This is a genomic window from Alkalihalobacillus sp. BA299, assembly GCF_017745675.1.
Classification (GTDB): domain Bacteria; phylum Bacillota; class Bacilli; order Bacillales; family Bacillaceae_F; genus Alkalihalobacterium.
Window position 1 is genome coordinate 1 of record NZ_JAFLJM010000011.1, and the last position, 15896, is coordinate 15896.

Below are 15896 nucleotides of genomic sequence, written 5' to 3' on the forward strand. Positions count from 1 at the left end.
GGAGGGCTCCAGTCCATACGCCGCTAAACGGGCGCTTACGCTTTTCTTGTCTAGCTGCAGCGCCCAGCGTCTAGTGGACTTCGCTCTCCTCCTTACGATAAGTCAACATCGCCTCTCTAACGCTTCGGCGTGTTTCCTTTATCTCATTCGGAGGGCTCCAGTCCATACGCCGCTAAACGGGCGCTTACGCTTTTCTTGTCTAGCTGCAGCGCCCAGCGTCTAGTGGACTTCGCTCTCCTCCTTACGATAAGTCAACATCGCCTCTCTAACGCTTCGGCGTGTTTCCTTTATCTCATTCGGAGGGCTCCAGTCCATACGCCGCTAAACGGGCGCTTACGCTTTTCTTGTCTAGCTGCAGCGCCCAGCGTCTAGTGGACTTCGCTCTCCTCCTTACGATAAGTCAACATCGCCTCTCTAACGCTTCGTCGTGTTTCCTTTATCTCATTCGGAGGGCTCCAGTCCATACGCCGCTAAACGGGCGCTTACGCTTTTCTTGTCTAGCTGCAGCGCCCAGCGTCTAGTGGACTTCGCTCTCCTCCTTACGATAAGTCAACATCGCCTCTCTAACGCTTCGTCGTGTTTCCTTTATCTCATTCGGAGGGCTCCAGTCCATACGCCGCTAAACGGGCGCTTACGCTTTTCAGATGATTGCAAAAAAATAAGGCGACTCAAAATAATGAGTCCCCTTAGAATGTTTCATCTGTTTCGTAGGTAGGGTCAGAAATTACAATAACGACACGGCGATTCGTTTGTAAATTTTCTACAGTTGTATTTGGTACAACTGGACGAGTATCACCATATCCTGTTGCAATAAATCGGTTAGCTTCAAGGTCATGATTATCGACTAAATAACGAATAACACTACTTGCACGAGCTCCGGATAACTCCCAGTTTGATGGATAACGATACGTTGAAATTGGTCTTGAGTCCGTATGTCCTTCTACTTTTACCATATTAGGTATCGCAGCAAGTAATGTCCCAACTTTATCTAAAAACGGTCTCGCGTCTGGTAGTACATCAGCTTCAGCTGTTTCAAATAACGTCCGCTCTTGAAGTACAAGAACAACTCCCCTATCATCACGAGTTGCTGATATCAATTCGTTTAAATCATTGGTTACCAAAAATTCTTGAACCTCTTCTAAGAGCTCATCCATATCTACATCTTGTTCTCCACCAAATTTCCCTTCGTCAAAGGGGTCTCTTCGTTGTTCGCCTCTATCTTCTTTTGGAGTTTCAAATTCAATGGCTGAAGGCAGGAAATCTAGAACTTGACGTTGTTGAAAGGATTCTGCGATTGCGCGGAATTTCTCAGCATCTACGACAGACATCGAAAATAATAGAATGAAGAATACTAGAATAAGAGTCATTAAATCCGAAAAAGTGACCATCCATTTTGGAGCACCTTTATCTTCTTGACGACGTCTACGATTCAACATTTAAACCACTCGTCTCTTCATTCTCACTTGCTTTTTTTCCTTTTGGAATGAATGCACTTAGTTTTTCTTCTAATATTTTCGGGTTCTGACCTGATTGGACACCAATAACTCCCTCAACGATAATTTGCTTCACAAACACTTCTTGTTCCGTTTTATTTTCAAGTTTTGAAGCCATCGGTAAAAAGACTAAATTAGCTAAAACTGTCCCATAAAGAGTCGTTAATAATGCCACAGCCATATTTGGCCCTAAAGTAGCTGGATCATTTAAGTTTTGTAACATAAGTACAAGACCGATGAGCGTTCCAATCATCCCCCAAGCAGGAGCATATTCTCCCATCTTTACAATGATCGCTCGTCCTTTTCGGTGTCTTTCTTCCATCGCAATAACCTCAGCCATCATAATATCTTTGATGACATCTGGTTCAATTCCGTCAACCGCAAGTAAAACACCCTTTTTAATAAATGGGTCCTCTACTTCTTCTAGCCCTGCCTCAAGAGCTAATAAACCTTCACGTCTCGCTTTCCCTGATAGCTCAACAAATGTTTCTATTAATTGGTTTAAGTTATGATCTTCATGCCGGAAAGCTTCCATAAACACTTTTGGCAAAACTTTTACATCAGCAATCGTAAAATTAATAACTGTAGCTGCTAATGTACCACCAAAAACAATTAATATTGATGCGATTTGGATAAAAAACACAACACCAGATGGACCTGAATTAGAAAAAATGGCTAATAATAGCACTAAAATCCCTACAAAGATACCTATAACCGTTAATATATCGAACTTTTTCATATTCCTCTCCCTAATCTTTGCCCACTACCACTTACTCTTTAAGACGATGTTTAAAAAGTCCAGGAAAAATAGCTGTCGAATCTCTTCGTTGGCTTGCTTCTGTGCTGCTCATGTATTAAAAACATACACTGCGCTGCTCGAACCTTCGCCGCCTCAACCTTCTCGGCTCTTTTTGTCCTCCTTTTTAAACTTACTCTTTAAGACGATGTTTAACTTTCTTTATGAACGGTAGAATCTCTAAACTCTATCCGATGTGGCAGAACGACAATATGGTCTGTGACTTCTTCTTTGTTCATAAATTTTGTTAGTAATCGCATGGATACAGCCCCGATATCATACATAGGTTGTACTACCGTCGTTAAGGTTGGACGAACCATTGTTGCTAGACGAGTATTGTCAAAGCCTATGACTTCAAAATCATTCGGAACATTAAACCCTTTATCTTGTGCCCCGTGAATGATTCCTAATGCCATTTCATCGGTAGATGCGAATATTGCAGACGGCTTTTCTTCCATCTCTAAAAAGCTTTGCATTGCTTCAATACCAGAGTCATACGTATAATCCCCGATTTTTATCAATTCTTCATTAAATGTTAATCCAGCTTCCTCAATGGCTTGGCGATAGCCTGCAAACTTTTGGTACCCATTTACCGGATCTTCAAGAGGACCTGAAAGCATACCAATTTTTTTATGGCCTTCCGAAATTAAATGATTGATGGCATCAAAAACAGCTTGTTGATAATCAATAACAACAGACGGGATCTTTTTCTCTGAATCTAACGTAGCTGCTAAAACAACCGGAACAGGTGAGTTCTTAAATTGTGCAGCATGTTCTTCTGTAATTTGCCCTCCCATAAAGACGATGCCATCCACTTGCTTTTCTAGTAATGTATTAATGAGGCGAATTTCTTTGTCTTTGTTTTGATCTGAATTACAAAGAATAATATTATATTTATACATCGTTGCAATATCTTCTATCCCACGAGCTAACTCCGCAAAGAAAATACTTGAAATATCGGGGATAATTACACCGACTGTCGTCGTTTTTTTACTAGCCAACCCTCTAGCAACTGCATTTGGTCTGTAACCGAGTTGCTCGATTGCCTCCATTACTTTTTTTCGAGTTGCTGGTTTTACATTTGGATTTCCATTCACAACACGAGAAACGGTTGCCATTGATACTCCTGCTTCTCTTGCTACATCATAAATTGTCGTATTCACGATGATCCTCCTCTATATTAATTAACTTTTTATAACTAGGTTTAATTGTATTGTTATCATACGATACATTAAGGAGGTTCCGCAATCTGTTTACAATAGTTATATCGACAACATTATGAGTATTTTTGAGTAAAGTTTTTGAATTTCCTTATTTTATGTAGAAAAGTGTCGATACGTCTCCTTAATGTACGTATATTATCCTATCTTTAGCAATGTCCGTAACATATATTTCCTATACCTAATTTTATTCCGACAAAAAGCCTTCTACAAAACAATGGTAGAAGGCTTGCTATTTTGAATATTAAAATTTGTAAAGTCCAGACTCTCTAAGGTTACTTACAAATTCCTTAAACTGCCCGATATCCATCTGCTGAGCAGAGTCTGAAAGTGCTACCGCAGGATCTGGGTGTACTTCCGCCATAACCGCATCAGCACCAATTGCTAGTGCAGCTTTTGCAGTAGGAAGTAATAAATCTCTACGTCCAGTAGAGTGAGTAACATCCACTAATACTGGTAAGTGTGTTTCTTGTTTCAAAATTGGTACAGCAGAAATATCTAATGTGTTACGTGTTGCTTTTTCGTATGTTCGAATTCCACGCTCACAAAGCATAATATTGCCATTACCTTTTGAAATAATATATTCTGCAGCATTAATGAATTCCTCAATTGTTGCAGAAAGACCTCTCTTTAATAGGACTGGTTTATTAACAGATCCTGCTGCTTTTAATAATTCAAAGTTGTGCATGTTACGTGCACCGATTTGGATAACATCGATGTATTCTACTGCTACTTCAATATCTTCAGGACGAACAATTTCACTAATGACAGCCATATCATATTCATCAGCTACTCGTTTTAAAATTTGTAAACCTTCAAGTCCAAGTCCTTGGAAATCATACGGCGATGTACGAGGTTTAAACGCACCACCACGTAATAATTTCATGCCTTGTTCTTTCATAGCCTTAGCAACAGCAGCAACCTGCTCGTAGCTTTCAACAGCACATGGTCCCATGACTAAACGTTGCTGACCATCACCAACGAGTTCTCCTTTAATATCAATAATTGTATCTTCAGGATGCTTTTTACGAGAAACAAGTAGTGCTTTGCGATTATCATCTTCTTGAAGCTCTAATCCTGCTTTGAAAATTTGTTTAAACAGATGCTGTAATGTTGATGTCTCAAACGGCCCATTATTATTTTCAGCAATTAAATCAAGCATTTTACGCTCACGAACTGGATCAAATCGGTTTACACCTTGCTTATTTTTTACCTTACCGATTTCTTGCACTAAGCGGGCACGCTCATTAATTAGCTCTAATAGCTGTAAATTAACCTCATCTAACTTGTCTCTTAAATTATCTAACTGCTCGTTACTCAACTCTCCCACTCCTTCTTGTATGTTTCAAAGTTTTAAGAAATATGGTACATTTCTAATGATTAGGGATTATTATATACGATATTTTACTATATGTCACGATTTTTTTCTTTATTGATTAAACGCTTTTAAGCACTAAAGTGAAATTTATTATTTAAAAAAAGCGTATAAATGTTGATTTAATAGTGTATGAAATACATTTTAAGAAGGTGTTACATATGAACAGAATTGAAAATTTACCTATATTTGCTTTAGATATTGGAACTCGATCTGTCGTTGGGCTCCTTTTACAGGAGGAAAAAAATAACTATCAAGTGATCGATGTTATTTCAAAAGAGCATTCTGAACGTGCAATGTTAGATGGCCAAATTCATAATGTCTTATCTGTTTCTGAATTAATTATTAAAATAAAATCACAATTAGAGGAAAAGCACGGAAAATTAAAAAAAGTTTGCGTAGCAGCTGCAGGACGATCGTTAAAGACAAAGCGTGCCAAAGTGGAGCTAAATATTGCTGGGAAGAATCTCGTTAATCAGGATGATATTCTTCACTTAGAATTAAGTGCTGTACAGCAAGCACAATTTTCACTAGCAAACGACTTTCAAGATCAAGAAAGCTTTAATTATTATTGCGTGGGTTATTCTGTTCTTGATTATCGACTTGATGGTGAAAAAATTGGTAGTCTTCTTGATCAATCAGGTCAAACGGCAACTGTTGAAGTGATCGCAACATTTTTACCGAAAGTCGTTGTTGAGTCCTTACTTGCAGCTTTACAGCGTAGTGATTTAGAGCTAGAAGCTTTAACACTTGAACCGATTGCCGCGATTAATGTTCTGATACCCCCATCCATGCGAAGGTTAAATGTAGCACTCGTCGATATTGGTGCCGGAACTTCTGATATTGCCATTACGGATGAAGGAACCGTAACAGCGTATGGGATGGTTCCAATTGCTGGTGATGAGGTAACAGAAGCAATCAGTGATCATTTCTTACTTGATTTTCCTGATGCTGAACTTATTAAAAGACAATTATCTGAAAAAGAAGAAGTAACTGTTACCGATATTCTTGGCTTCGAAACCACATTTCATAGAGATGAAGTAATACAAGCAGTTGAAGAAACCATTACTGAATTAGCCCGCTCAATTACTGCCCAAATATTAGAGCTCAACGGAAAAGCACCTAAAGCAGTCATGTTAGTTGGTGGGGGGAGTATGACACCACGTCTAACAACATACATTGCAAAGGCACTACACCTTCCAGAAAACCGCGTCGCCATCCGGGGGATAGATGCCATTAAAACACTAGCATCCACAGAGGGAATGAAGGCTGGTCCTGAACTTGTTACACCAATAGGAATAGCGATTGCTGCGAAAGAAAACCCTATTGAATACATAAGTATTACCGTCAACGGACGGACCATTCGTGTATTTGATGTAAAAAAATTAACGGTCGGGGATGGGCTCCTTGCTGCTGGAGTTGAAATATCAAAATTATATGGAAGACCTGGAAGTGCGATGATGATCTATGTCAACGGACAGCTCGTAACGATTCCTGGATTTCACGGGGAACCACCTACCATTTTAAAAAATGGGGATAAAGTATCGCTTGACTCTCCTTTAGAAGCCAATGATACAATTTCAACTGAAAAAGGAAAAGATGGTGCTGCTGCCACTGCTAAAGTCTCAGACATTATCGAGGACATACCATCTGTAAATATAACGCTCAACAATCAGCCTATTTCAGTAACTGCGTGTATTTTAAAAAACGGACGACGGGCTAATCGTGAAGAATGGCTACATGAACGAGATGATTTATCCATTCAACTACCAAAGACCGTTAAAGATGTTCTGACTACTCTCCATTACGTAGATGAAATGACGTCTCTTACACCGTTTTACGTTTATGTCGATGGTAATAAAGTAACAATACCACCTAAGAGCACAATCACCATAAATGGTACAGCAGCTAGCTTACATTCGTCTATAAAGAGTGGGGATCTATTGAACATTTCTATAGTTCAAAATCATGTAACAACATCAGACCTACTCGCAAGCTTGAACGGCACAACTGAACAATCAATTTCCATTTTTTTTAATGGTGACCCTGTTCAGCTAGTCAAGTCTTCCGTTAGAGTCATGCGAGGAACAAAACCTATAGAAAATGATGCTCCTTTAGTGCTAGGTGAATCTTTATCTCTTTCTACTTCAGACCATGAACCGTTTATTTTTCAAGATATTTTTCGGTACGTTGACTTTGATATTGTTCCACAACCTAATCAACGAGTAGTCGTCCTCAAAAACGGTATAGACGCTTCTTTTAGTGAAACCATTTATAGTGGGGATAAGCTTGAGGTTCGCTTCGTTCGTTTTAAGTCATTTAATGCAGAATAAAAATAAAAATAACAATTATATGAACATGAAAAATCGCATTGGATTGAAACTTCCAATGCGATTATTTCATGTTTATTTTGCTTCATTTGGCAAGACCACATAAGTTTATGCGGTCTTACTATAACAAGTGTTGATAGAACTGATATTTTACTGCACTCTTTTTAGCGATATTAAAGTTTATTCCATTCCGCCTTCAATTTAGAAGCTGTCACATTCCAGTGGGAGGCATGCCAAACGATTTTTCCACCTGAATATAATAGAGCTTGTGGAGATTCATGTTTGACTTCAAATTGTTCTGCAATAGCATTTGATAAAGGACGTGCTTCTTGAACGTTTAAGTAAAAAAACGTTCCACCAGGCTCTGCTTCAGCAAATTTTGTAAATTCCTTATAAGCCTCATGACTTACTGGACAAGTTGTGCTATTTTTCAATAAAAATAATTTATCATTCTCATTTAATAATTGTGTGAACTCTTCGATTGTATTTACTTTCTGCATTTGGATATTTGCTCCTTTATACTTGCTCCGCTGCTTCTCTTCGTTTTTCTGTTTCTTCTGTAATGGTATTATGCATGTTTTCTACTTCTTGTTGAATATTTTCTTTTAGGTCTTCGCTACTTTCAGTCACTTGATCAGATACATCTGCTACCAAGTCTTCAGCAGAGCTATTTGCATCCTCTACATCATTCTTAATATTTTTTGTAACTTCCTTAACTTTATCCACGACTTGAGAAGATTGCTCTGATACGGTTTTGGCAAGGTTAGACGATTTTTCTTTCGCTAGTGATGCCCATTCATTTCCTCTTTCATAGGCTGAGTTCGTTAATTTCGTCGTTCTTTCCTTTGCCATTTGTGCTTGTTCATTAATTTCAGTACGAAGCTCCTTACCAGATTTTGGAGCCAGAAGAAGAGCTGCTGAAGCACCTACAATTCCACCAATTAAAGAGCCGATTAAAAAATCTTTCGTATTCATATCACCCATATCAAATTCCTCCTTTTATGAATTAACATCATTAGGATGTTGTTGCTTTTTTTCTTTCCACTTCGAATATAAGTCAATGGCTGCATTTCCCCATTGAACAACTTGAGCAACTTGAGCGGATTGTTGATCGGATTGCCTTGCAACAGTGTTTGATACTTTTTTTAAAGAGTTATTGACGGTTTGCACCGATTGACCTAATTCTTTTGCCGAGTCAAACATCGTATTCAAGGCTTGTGATTTGTCATGTATGTCATCTGCAAGTCGATTTGTCTTCTGGAGTAAATGTTCGGTCTCTCTTGTAACTCCTTGTAATTGCTTTTCTAAACTACTAACAGTATCCGCCACATTATTCAATGTCTTCGTAGCGGACTTCAGCGTTTGGATAAGGTAAATGACTAATATGAAAAAGGCTATTGCTACAACTGCTACACTTATGTAAACGATAATCATTGTTTTTTCTCCACCTCCCTACATCATGCTATTTACCCACTTAGAAGTATTTTTAAACGGAGACTTGATAATAACTTCTACATGAAGTAAGATTTTCCTTCATTTATTTAAAGGCTGTTTTATTTTCAAAACCTTCACGCTATGCGTGAAGAGCCAAGCATCCGCTTGGCTTACGGTCCAAAAGCTAAAAGCAACACTCTTTGAGAATAGAGCCTATTTAAAATATAGCTTCACTCACAAACTTAATAATTAAGCTCACTGCTACTATAATTCCGTTGAATCGTATACAATAAGATAAAGCAATCGATTAATTAGGGGGAAACTTCCATGAGAGATCCAAGGATTACAACTTTAGCCAAAAATCTTATTAATTACTCTGTACGCCTTCAAAAAGGTGAAAAAATATTAATAGAGAATTTCGGGCTACAAAAAGAATTAGTGAACGCCCTTGTTCAAGAGGCGTACGAAGCAGGTGGTTTGCCTTTCGTTACTTTAAAAGATCATCATGTCGATCGGGCGATCCTAATGAATGCATCAGAAGAACAGCAAGCATTAACGGCACAATTTGAAGCAAATGTGATGAAAGAAATGGATGCGTATATCGGCTTACGTGCGGGTGATAACATCTCTGAGTTAAGTGATGTTCCCTCTGAAAAAATGGCAATACATAGTAAAACCGTTGGCACCAAAGTTCACAGAGAAATACGAGTTCCTAAAACAAAATGGTGTGTACTGCGCTACCCTTCCTCATCAATGGCACAATTAGCGAATATGAGTACGGAAAGTTTTGAGGATTTTTATTTTGATGTGTGTAATTTAGATTATGGGAAAATGGACAAAGCAATGGATGCACTTGTTGATTTAATGAACAGAACGGATAAAGTACAAATTAAAGGTCAAGGAACAGACTTGACCTTCTCCATTAAAGGCATTCCAGCAATTAAATGCGCCGGCCATATGAATATCCCAGATGGAGAAGTGTATACAGCACCCGTTAAAGACTCAGTAAACGGTACGATTTCATTTAATACACCCTCACCATATCAGAGTTTTACGTTTGATAACGTCCAGTTTACATTTAAGGGTGGTAAAATTGTTGAAGCATCTTCAAATGACAATGAAAGAATTAACAAAATTCTTGATACAGACGAAGGCGCTCGCTTTGTTGGAGAGTTCGCCATTGGTGTAAACCCTTATATCCTTCATCCTATGAAGGACATCCTCTTCGACGAAAAGATTGATGGTAGCTTCCATTTCACACCAGGGCAATGTTACGATGACGCTTATAATGATAACTATTCTGCGATCCATTGGGACTTAGTCATGATCCAACGCCCTGAATATGGTGGCGGAGAAATGTACTTTGACGATGTCCTCATCCGTAAAGACGGTCGCTTTGTTATCCCTGAGTTAGAAGCGCTAAATCCAGAAAACCTTAAGTAACCTTTTTACGTATTACTTGCTTTATTAGAAACTGTCTCCAACATTCTTAAATAATTGAAGACAGGTGCAGTCAAAAAAGCAGAAGCTGCTGAGGTCCTCCTCGTCTTCTGCTTTAGTACTAGACTTATTTAATTGCCTCTTCATACGCATTTTGAAACTTTTGAATGTCACCAGCACCCATAAATAATAAAACGCCATTTTCGTGCATTTTGAGCTTTTCAACTTCACTTTCATCGATAACTTCACTATTAGGAATTAATTCCTTTAAGTCATCAATTGTTAAACTTCCTTTGTCTTCACGAGCTGAACCGAATATATCACATAAGTAAACTTTATCTGCTTCATTCAAACTATTAGCAAATTCATTTAAAAACGCTTTCGTTCTAGTAAATGTGTGTGGTTGAAAAATGGCTACAATTTCTTTTTCTTTATATTTTTGCCTTGATGCATCAATTGTCGCATAAATTTCAGTTGGGTGATGAGCATAATCATCTATCAACACTTGTTCATTTATAAATGTTTCGCTAAATCTACGCTTTACACCTTGAAAAGTTGCTAGGTGTTCCTTTAATACTTCAGCTGGTACATTTTCATAATGACATAACGCAATCACGGCCAAAGCATTAAGAACATTATGTTTTCCATATCCAGGGATCGTAAAAGTACCGTAGATGTTATTTCTGACAAAAACATCAAATGAAAGCCCTGAATCTGTCACTTGCACATTTCTTCCTTGAAAATCATTATGTTCGCCGAAACCATAAAAAACAACCGGTACATTTGCATGAATTTCCTGTAAATATTGATCGTCACCGCAAGCTACAATCGCCTTATTTACTTGCATAGCCATTTCTTGAAAGGCTGAATACACATCATCAACGTCTTTGAAGTAATCGGGATGATCAAAATCAATATTCGTCATAATACAATAATCAGGTGTATAATTTAAAAAATGTCTCCGGTACTCACATGCTTCAAATACAAAATACTTGCTATCTTGGGCTCCCTTGCCCGTACCGTCACCAATTAAAAAGGAGGTTGGTTGCGCCTCTCCCAAAACATGTGCTAATAGTCCAGTTGTCGACGTTTTACCATGAGCGCCAGTTACAGCAATGCTCGTAAATTTTTTTATAAATTCTCCTAAAAAAGTGGGGTAGGGATAAACCTCAAGCCCAATTTCCTTAGCTCGTTTAATTTCTACATGATCATCTTTATAAGCAGCAGAAGCGATTACAATCTGCCCTTCCTCAATGTTTTCTGCATTAAATGAAAAAATTGGTATACCTTTTTCTTCCAACGGTTTTTGTGTAAAAAAGACTTTGTCAACATCAGAACCTTGAACAGTATAATTCATATCATGCATGACCTGGGCCAATGCACTCATTCCCGATCCTTTAATTCCAATAAAATGGTAAACAGTCATTGACTGGACCTCCAAATAAATGATGATATCTTTTCCATTAAAAAGCACTATTACTACTTATGTATGAAAATTCCACTAAATTGGGGAATAAATATTTTTAATTAGGATACGTCATACAAAGATTTATTATAACAGAAACAAGCGAATAGAAAAACTATCAAATGAAAGCATCTAAAAAAATAGGTCTATGACCACATTTTCTCCTACATCAGACAGTATATGCCCACCCTCTAAAAAAAGACCCGTCATTTACGACAGGTCAATTGAAAAGCGGAAGGTGCTTGTTTAGCTCCGACAAGCAAATGGTCCTCCAGATGAAAAGTCCGTTTTTTGACTTTTATCTGAGGAGTTATTTGACCTCGAGGGTGTATTATTCTACAAGCTCGAGACGAGGGTTTTCTCTAAATTGTCTCCCCGCTTTGGCCTCACTTTTTCCATTTAGAATTACGTTATCCCCCGTGAAGCCGATATTAATTTTTAATAAACTACTTCCAACACCATAAATATCCACTGGGACATTTAAGTCCTCATATTCTGCAATCCGTTTCGCTGTAAATCCACCAGTAGCAATAATTTTCACATGAGTATAGCCTTCTTTATCAAGTGCCTTTCGCAGTGCAAAAAGTAGCTCAGGGTTGGCTCCTCGTGGGTCAAATGAACCCATTACTTCAGGATTACGACAAAAATACTTATCGACCATCGTACGTGACGTATCGACACGAACCCCTTTTAACTGGTCTCCAAATTCTCTTGCTACTTTTAAAGAGTCTGTAATAACGTCATTATTATAATCGACAAGTGACATTAAATCATCTTCGGGAAATGTCTCTTTATAGGCATGGGTTGCAGCGACTACGTCACCTTCAAATAATTGAATAAGTGCATGCGGCATCGTTCCCATTCCTTTTTTACCCCACCACTCATGCATAGCATGGGTCGCTTGTGCTTTTGAACCTCCAATATAAGCAGCATATCCATCACCAGCTTGTTGAGTAAAGTGATCATCTCGATCTCCCATGAAGATGACTGGCTTTTGAATCCCGGATTTCCTTGCCGATTTAACGACATTATACACGTTCGTTGCCACTGACGTTCTTCGTGCAAAAATCCCATCAATAATTCCCTCTAAATACCCAAAGTTTTGGTATGGTCCTGTAATTGTCAAAACCGTTTCAAATGGTTTGATTTTATCGCCATCTTTTAGAGAATGAATTTCTAGGCTATCTGGGTCCTTTGCAAATGTTTTTATCAGTGCAATTACTTCATCAGTTCCACATAGGACTGCATTTGTTTTTTGAAAAAATTGCATGGTAACAGTATTGTTTGGTTTATGCTTTTCCACGATTTCACGAGTTTTCAAGAAATATACCGCAGAAAACCAACCTTCTTTTACACGTTCATCAAATTTGAAGGTTTTGTTTGTCAATCGTTTTATTTTTCCTTGTAACTTAAGTTCGATTTCTTTCATATTAATCTCCTTGGACCTATTTCCTGTAAAACACATTTTTAGTTTATGCTTCCCTTGATTGGAGGATCTCATCCATACAGGACCGTTTATCTTTTCTTGTCTAGCAGCTTTTGCTTTTCTTATAATATATATAACCTTCTGTAAGAAAACAAGATTTACTCGTTTGTAGTCGCTAATATATTCTCTTCGAATTCCGTTACAGACATGAGAATATGGCGCGGTTTACTTCCCATTGCTTCAGAGACAATTCCTTTTGCCTCCATCATATCAATTAACCTTGCAGCTCTGTTATAACCAACTCGGAAACGTCTTTGTAGACTAGAAGCCGAAGCCCCATCTTGCTCAATAACAAAATAGCAAGCTTCTTCAAATAAATCATCTTCTTGTCCATCTATTTCTTGTCCTTTATTTAGATGCTCATTTTCAATTAAATACTGTGGTTTTCGTTGCTTTTTTACAAATTCAATGACCCTTTCAATTTCCTCATCGGAAACAAATGTACCTTGAACCCGAATAGGCTTAGCTGTTCCATTTTCATGAAATAGCATATCACCTTTTCCTAGTAGTCGTTCTGCACCATTCATATCAATGATTGTCCGTGAATCGACTTGAGAAGATACTGAAAATGCAATTCGTGTTGGAATGTTCGCTTTAATCAATCCTGTAATAACATCCACAGATGGACGCTGAGTCGCTAATAATAAATGGATGCCACAAGCTCTTGCTTTTTGAGCAATCCGACAAATCGCCTCTTCTACATCTTGAGGAGAAACCATCATTAAGTCTGCTAACTCATCAATAACGACGACAATGTACGGAAGGGCTGGTTTTTCTGGATGTTCAGAATATAGATCGTTATACCTTCCTATATCTCGAACTCCTTGCTGAGAGAACAACTCATAACGCCGTTCCATTTCAGCTACAACCCATTTTAAGGCTGCAGTAGCTTGTTTCGCATCTGTAATCACAGGTGTCACTAAGTGAGGTAATTCGTTATACGGTGCTAACTCTACCATTTTTGGATCAACTAATAATAGCTTCACTTGATCCGGTGTCGCTTTATATAAAAGACTTATAAGGATCGAATTAATACACACACTTTTACCAGAACCCGTTGCTCCTGCTACAAGACCATGTGGCATCTTTGCTAAATCGGTCACGATAGGTTGCCCAGAAATATCTAAGCCTAAAGCTACTGTAAGCGGAGAGCCCTTTTGGAATACTCCACGGCGTAAGATTTCACGTAAAAATACAGGGTCACTCTTCATATTAGGAACTTCTATACCAATCGCATGTTTCCCAGGGATCGGCGCCTCCATACGAATATCCTTTGCAGCTAAACACAGTTTTATATCATCGGTTAAGCTAGTAATTTTACTAACTTTTACCCCAGGAGCCGGCTGAATTTCAAATCTGGTCACCGAAGGGCCTTTTGTGACATGAATGACTTTGGCCGAGACATTAAAATTTTGCAATGTCGATTCTAAAATCTCTCCTTGTTCATTTAACCAAGCTGAATCTTCTTCCTCTTGACGTGGTGGTATGTTTAGCATATGGATCGGTGGAAAATAATAACTTACCTTCTCTACATTTGAAGCTTTTCTTTGCTTATCTAGTCGATCTTGTGGCAGCATGAGCACATTAAATGGAAACGTCTTAGTATTTTTTCTAATAGGTTCTTCTTGCTTTTTATTCATAGGTACCTGTTCACTTTGAGGTTTTCTAACTTTCTCTTGTTGTATTTGGGTTTTTGAAGGTATTTCTTTATCCACTCCATTAGCCACTTCTTGATGCGGTTGAAAACCTACCTTTTCTTGTTCTAGGTCTGGTTGCTGTGGAGGTTCTTCGTAGACTTTCTCCGACACCGTTTGGTGCTCTGGCTCTTCGTAGACTTCCTTTGACTCCGGCTGATGCTCGAGTTCTTCGTAGATTTCCTCTGACTTCGGTTGATGCTCGAGTTCTTCGTAGATTTCCTCTGACTCCGGTTGATGCTCGTGTTCTTCGTAGATTTCCTCTGACTCCGGTTGATGCTCGTGTTCTTCGTAGATTTCCTCTGACTCCGGCTGATGCTCTGGCTCTTCGTAGACTTCCTCTGACTCCGGCTGATGCTCGTGTTCTTCGTAGACTTCCTCTGACTCCGGCTGATGCTCGAGTTCTTCGTAGATTTCCTCCGGTTCCTGCTGCTTCATAAGCTTTTCAATAGCTTCCTCCTGTCCTTGAGTAAGCTCTGTTTCTCTACTTAAAAATTCATCAGCTAGTTGTTGTCTAGGAAGAAGATTCAGATCTCCATTTTCTTGAGTGTCTAACTCAATCGTTGCTGCAACCTCATATTCATCATTTGTAATCCCACCTTTTTGGTCAATTTGATAACCACTCAACTCTCCTGACTTTGCCGGTGGCTTGAGAAAGTCTTCTTTGGAAGAAGTCTCAATTACTTGAAAATCTTCTACTATTGGTGCTACATACTTTTTTTCTCGTTGTTTAAATCCATAGACAGGAGACGGAATGGCCGTCGGCTTAAATTGACTATTTGTAAACAATTCACGTTTTTTTTCGTTTGAGCTTTTGTCCTCTTCTCTTGAACCTTGATATGTAGAATCAACTCTTGTTTTTTCTACTGACTTACTTTGTTTGTCATTCTTTGTTTCATAACCTTTCTTTTTCGACTGAACTACTTCTGGCTCATCTTCTATCACCGGAAAGCGAAATTTCCCTTGTTTTGGGTACTGATGAACGACTCTCATTTCAGTTGGCCTATCATCGGCTTCTAACCGCCCGTAATGAGAATTTCTTCTGTTTGGTTCCACCGTCGATGTCTCTTCTTTACCCAAAAACCACTCTTGGATTTTGCGTAACCATTTCGTATGTTTGGAAACCACTTTTTCACCTACTTTTTAAAGGGTAGTACTTTTTT

12 protein-coding genes are annotated in these 15896 nt (G+C 38.4%); 2 read left to right on the plus strand and 10 right to left on the minus strand.

From position 1 onward, the window contains the following. Positions 1-686: 686 nt before the first annotated feature. The 4 genes from motS to J0N78_RS14815 form a co-directional block, all read right to left on the minus strand. Positions 687-1436, minus strand: a complete 750-nt coding sequence (gene motS / locus J0N78_RS14800; RefSeq protein ID WP_209123893.1) for a flagellar motor protein MotS — start codon at positions 1434-1436, stop codon at positions 687-689. After that, entirely contained in the window at positions 1423-2232 is an 810-nt protein-coding gene (gene motP / locus J0N78_RS14805) for a flagellar motor protein MotP (protein ID WP_209123894.1), read from the minus strand. The genes motS and motP overlap by 14 nt, the downstream gene beginning before the upstream one ends. Positions 2233-2441: 209 nt before the next feature. Beyond that, positions 2442-3452, minus strand: coding sequence for a catabolite control protein A (gene ccpA / locus J0N78_RS14810; protein WP_209123895.1), 1011 nt, complete (start codon positions 3450-3452; stop codon positions 2442-2444). Between the two features lie 301 nt (positions 3453-3753). After that, complete coding sequence (locus J0N78_RS14815; RefSeq protein ID WP_209123896.1) at positions 3754-4830, minus strand: bifunctional 3-deoxy-7-phosphoheptulonate synthase/chorismate mutase; 1077 nt, start codon at positions 4828-4830, stop codon at positions 3754-3756. 215 nt (positions 4831-5045) lie between these two features. On the opposite strand from J0N78_RS14815, the gene J0N78_RS14820 reads away from it, so the two are divergent. Next, positions 5046-7217: a cell division protein FtsA gene (locus J0N78_RS14820; protein ID WP_209123897.1), complete on the plus strand. Its 2172-nt coding sequence runs from the start codon at positions 5046-5048 to the stop codon at positions 7215-7217. Between the two features lie 170 nt (positions 7218-7387). On the opposite strand, the gene ytxJ is transcribed toward J0N78_RS14820, so the two are convergent. Genes ytxJ through J0N78_RS14835 form a run of 3 tightly spaced genes read right to left on the minus strand, consistent with a single transcriptional unit; the run spans position 7388 to position 8648 of the window. Next, complete coding sequence (ytxJ, locus tag J0N78_RS14825; RefSeq protein ID WP_209123898.1) at positions 7388-7714, minus strand: bacillithiol system redox-active protein YtxJ; 327 nt, start codon at positions 7712-7714, stop codon at positions 7388-7390. Between the two features lie 16 nt (positions 7715-7730). Continuing rightward, positions 7731-8198, minus strand: a complete 468-nt coding sequence (locus J0N78_RS14830) for a YtxH domain-containing protein (protein WP_209123899.1) — start codon at positions 8196-8198, stop codon at positions 7731-7733. Between the two features lie 15 nt (positions 8199-8213). Further along, on the minus strand, positions 8214-8648 hold the full coding sequence (locus J0N78_RS14835; protein WP_209123900.1) for a DUF948 domain-containing protein: 435 nt from the start codon (positions 8646-8648) through the stop codon (positions 8214-8216). A gap of 327 nt (positions 8649-8975) precedes the next feature. On the opposite strand from J0N78_RS14835, the gene J0N78_RS14840 reads away from it, so the two are divergent. After that, positions 8976-10091 (plus strand): aminopeptidase, encoded by a 1116-nt coding sequence (locus J0N78_RS14840; RefSeq protein ID WP_209123901.1) that lies wholly within the window; start codon positions 8976-8978, stop codon positions 10089-10091. 124 nt (positions 10092-10215) lie between these two features. Here J0N78_RS14840 and murC read toward each other — a convergent pair whose 3' ends face one another. From murC to J0N78_RS14855, 3 genes are all read right to left on the minus strand, one after another. Next, a complete protein-coding gene (gene murC / locus J0N78_RS14845) occupies positions 10216-11514 on the minus strand; it encodes a UDP-N-acetylmuramate--L-alanine ligase (protein ID WP_209123902.1) in 1299 nt (432 codons plus the stop codon). A 370-nt stretch (positions 11515-11884) separates the two neighbouring features. Continuing rightward, complete coding sequence (locus tag J0N78_RS14850) at positions 11885-12982, minus strand: nicotinate phosphoribosyltransferase (protein WP_209123903.1); 1098 nt, start codon at positions 12980-12982, stop codon at positions 11885-11887. 155 nt (positions 12983-13137) lie between these two features. Further along, entirely contained in the window at positions 13138-15861 is a 2724-nt protein-coding gene (locus J0N78_RS14855) for a DNA translocase FtsK (RefSeq protein WP_209123904.1), read from the minus strand. Positions 15862-15896: the final 35 nt, after the last annotated feature.

What these genes read in the sequence shown, in the direction of transcription:
- J0N78_RS14830 (WP_209123899.1), bottom strand. Translation starts at nt 8,198, where the DNA reads ATGGGTGATATGAATACGAAAGATTTTTTAATCGGCTCTTTAATTGGT.
- J0N78_RS14840 (WP_209123901.1), top strand. Translation starts at nt 8,976, where the DNA reads ATGAGAGATCCAAGGATTACAACTTTAGCCAAAAATCTTATTAATTAC.
- J0N78_RS14835 (WP_209123900.1), bottom strand. Translation starts at nt 8,648, where the DNA reads ATGATTATCGTTTACATAAGTGTAGCAGTTGTAGCAATAGCCTTTTTC.
- ytxJ (WP_209123898.1), bottom strand. Translation starts at nt 7,714, where the DNA reads ATGCAGAAAGTAAATACAATCGAAGAGTTCACACAATTATTAAATGAG.
- murC (WP_209123902.1), bottom strand. Translation starts at nt 11,514, where the DNA reads ATGACTGTTTACCATTTTATTGGAATTAAAGGATCGGGAATGAGTGCA.
- motP (WP_209123894.1), bottom strand. Translation starts at nt 2,232, where the DNA reads ATGAAAAAGTTCGATATATTAACGGTTATAGGTATCTTTGTAGGGATT.
- J0N78_RS14820 (WP_209123897.1), top strand. Translation starts at nt 5,046, where the DNA reads ATGAACAGAATTGAAAATTTACCTATATTTGCTTTAGATATTGGAACT.
- J0N78_RS14850 (WP_209123903.1), bottom strand. Translation starts at nt 12,982, where the DNA reads ATGAAAGAAATCGAACTTAAGTTACAAGGAAAAATAAAACGATTGACA.
- motS (WP_209123893.1), bottom strand. Translation starts at nt 1,436, where the DNA reads ATGTTGAATCGTAGACGTCGTCAAGAAGATAAAGGTGCTCCAAAATGG.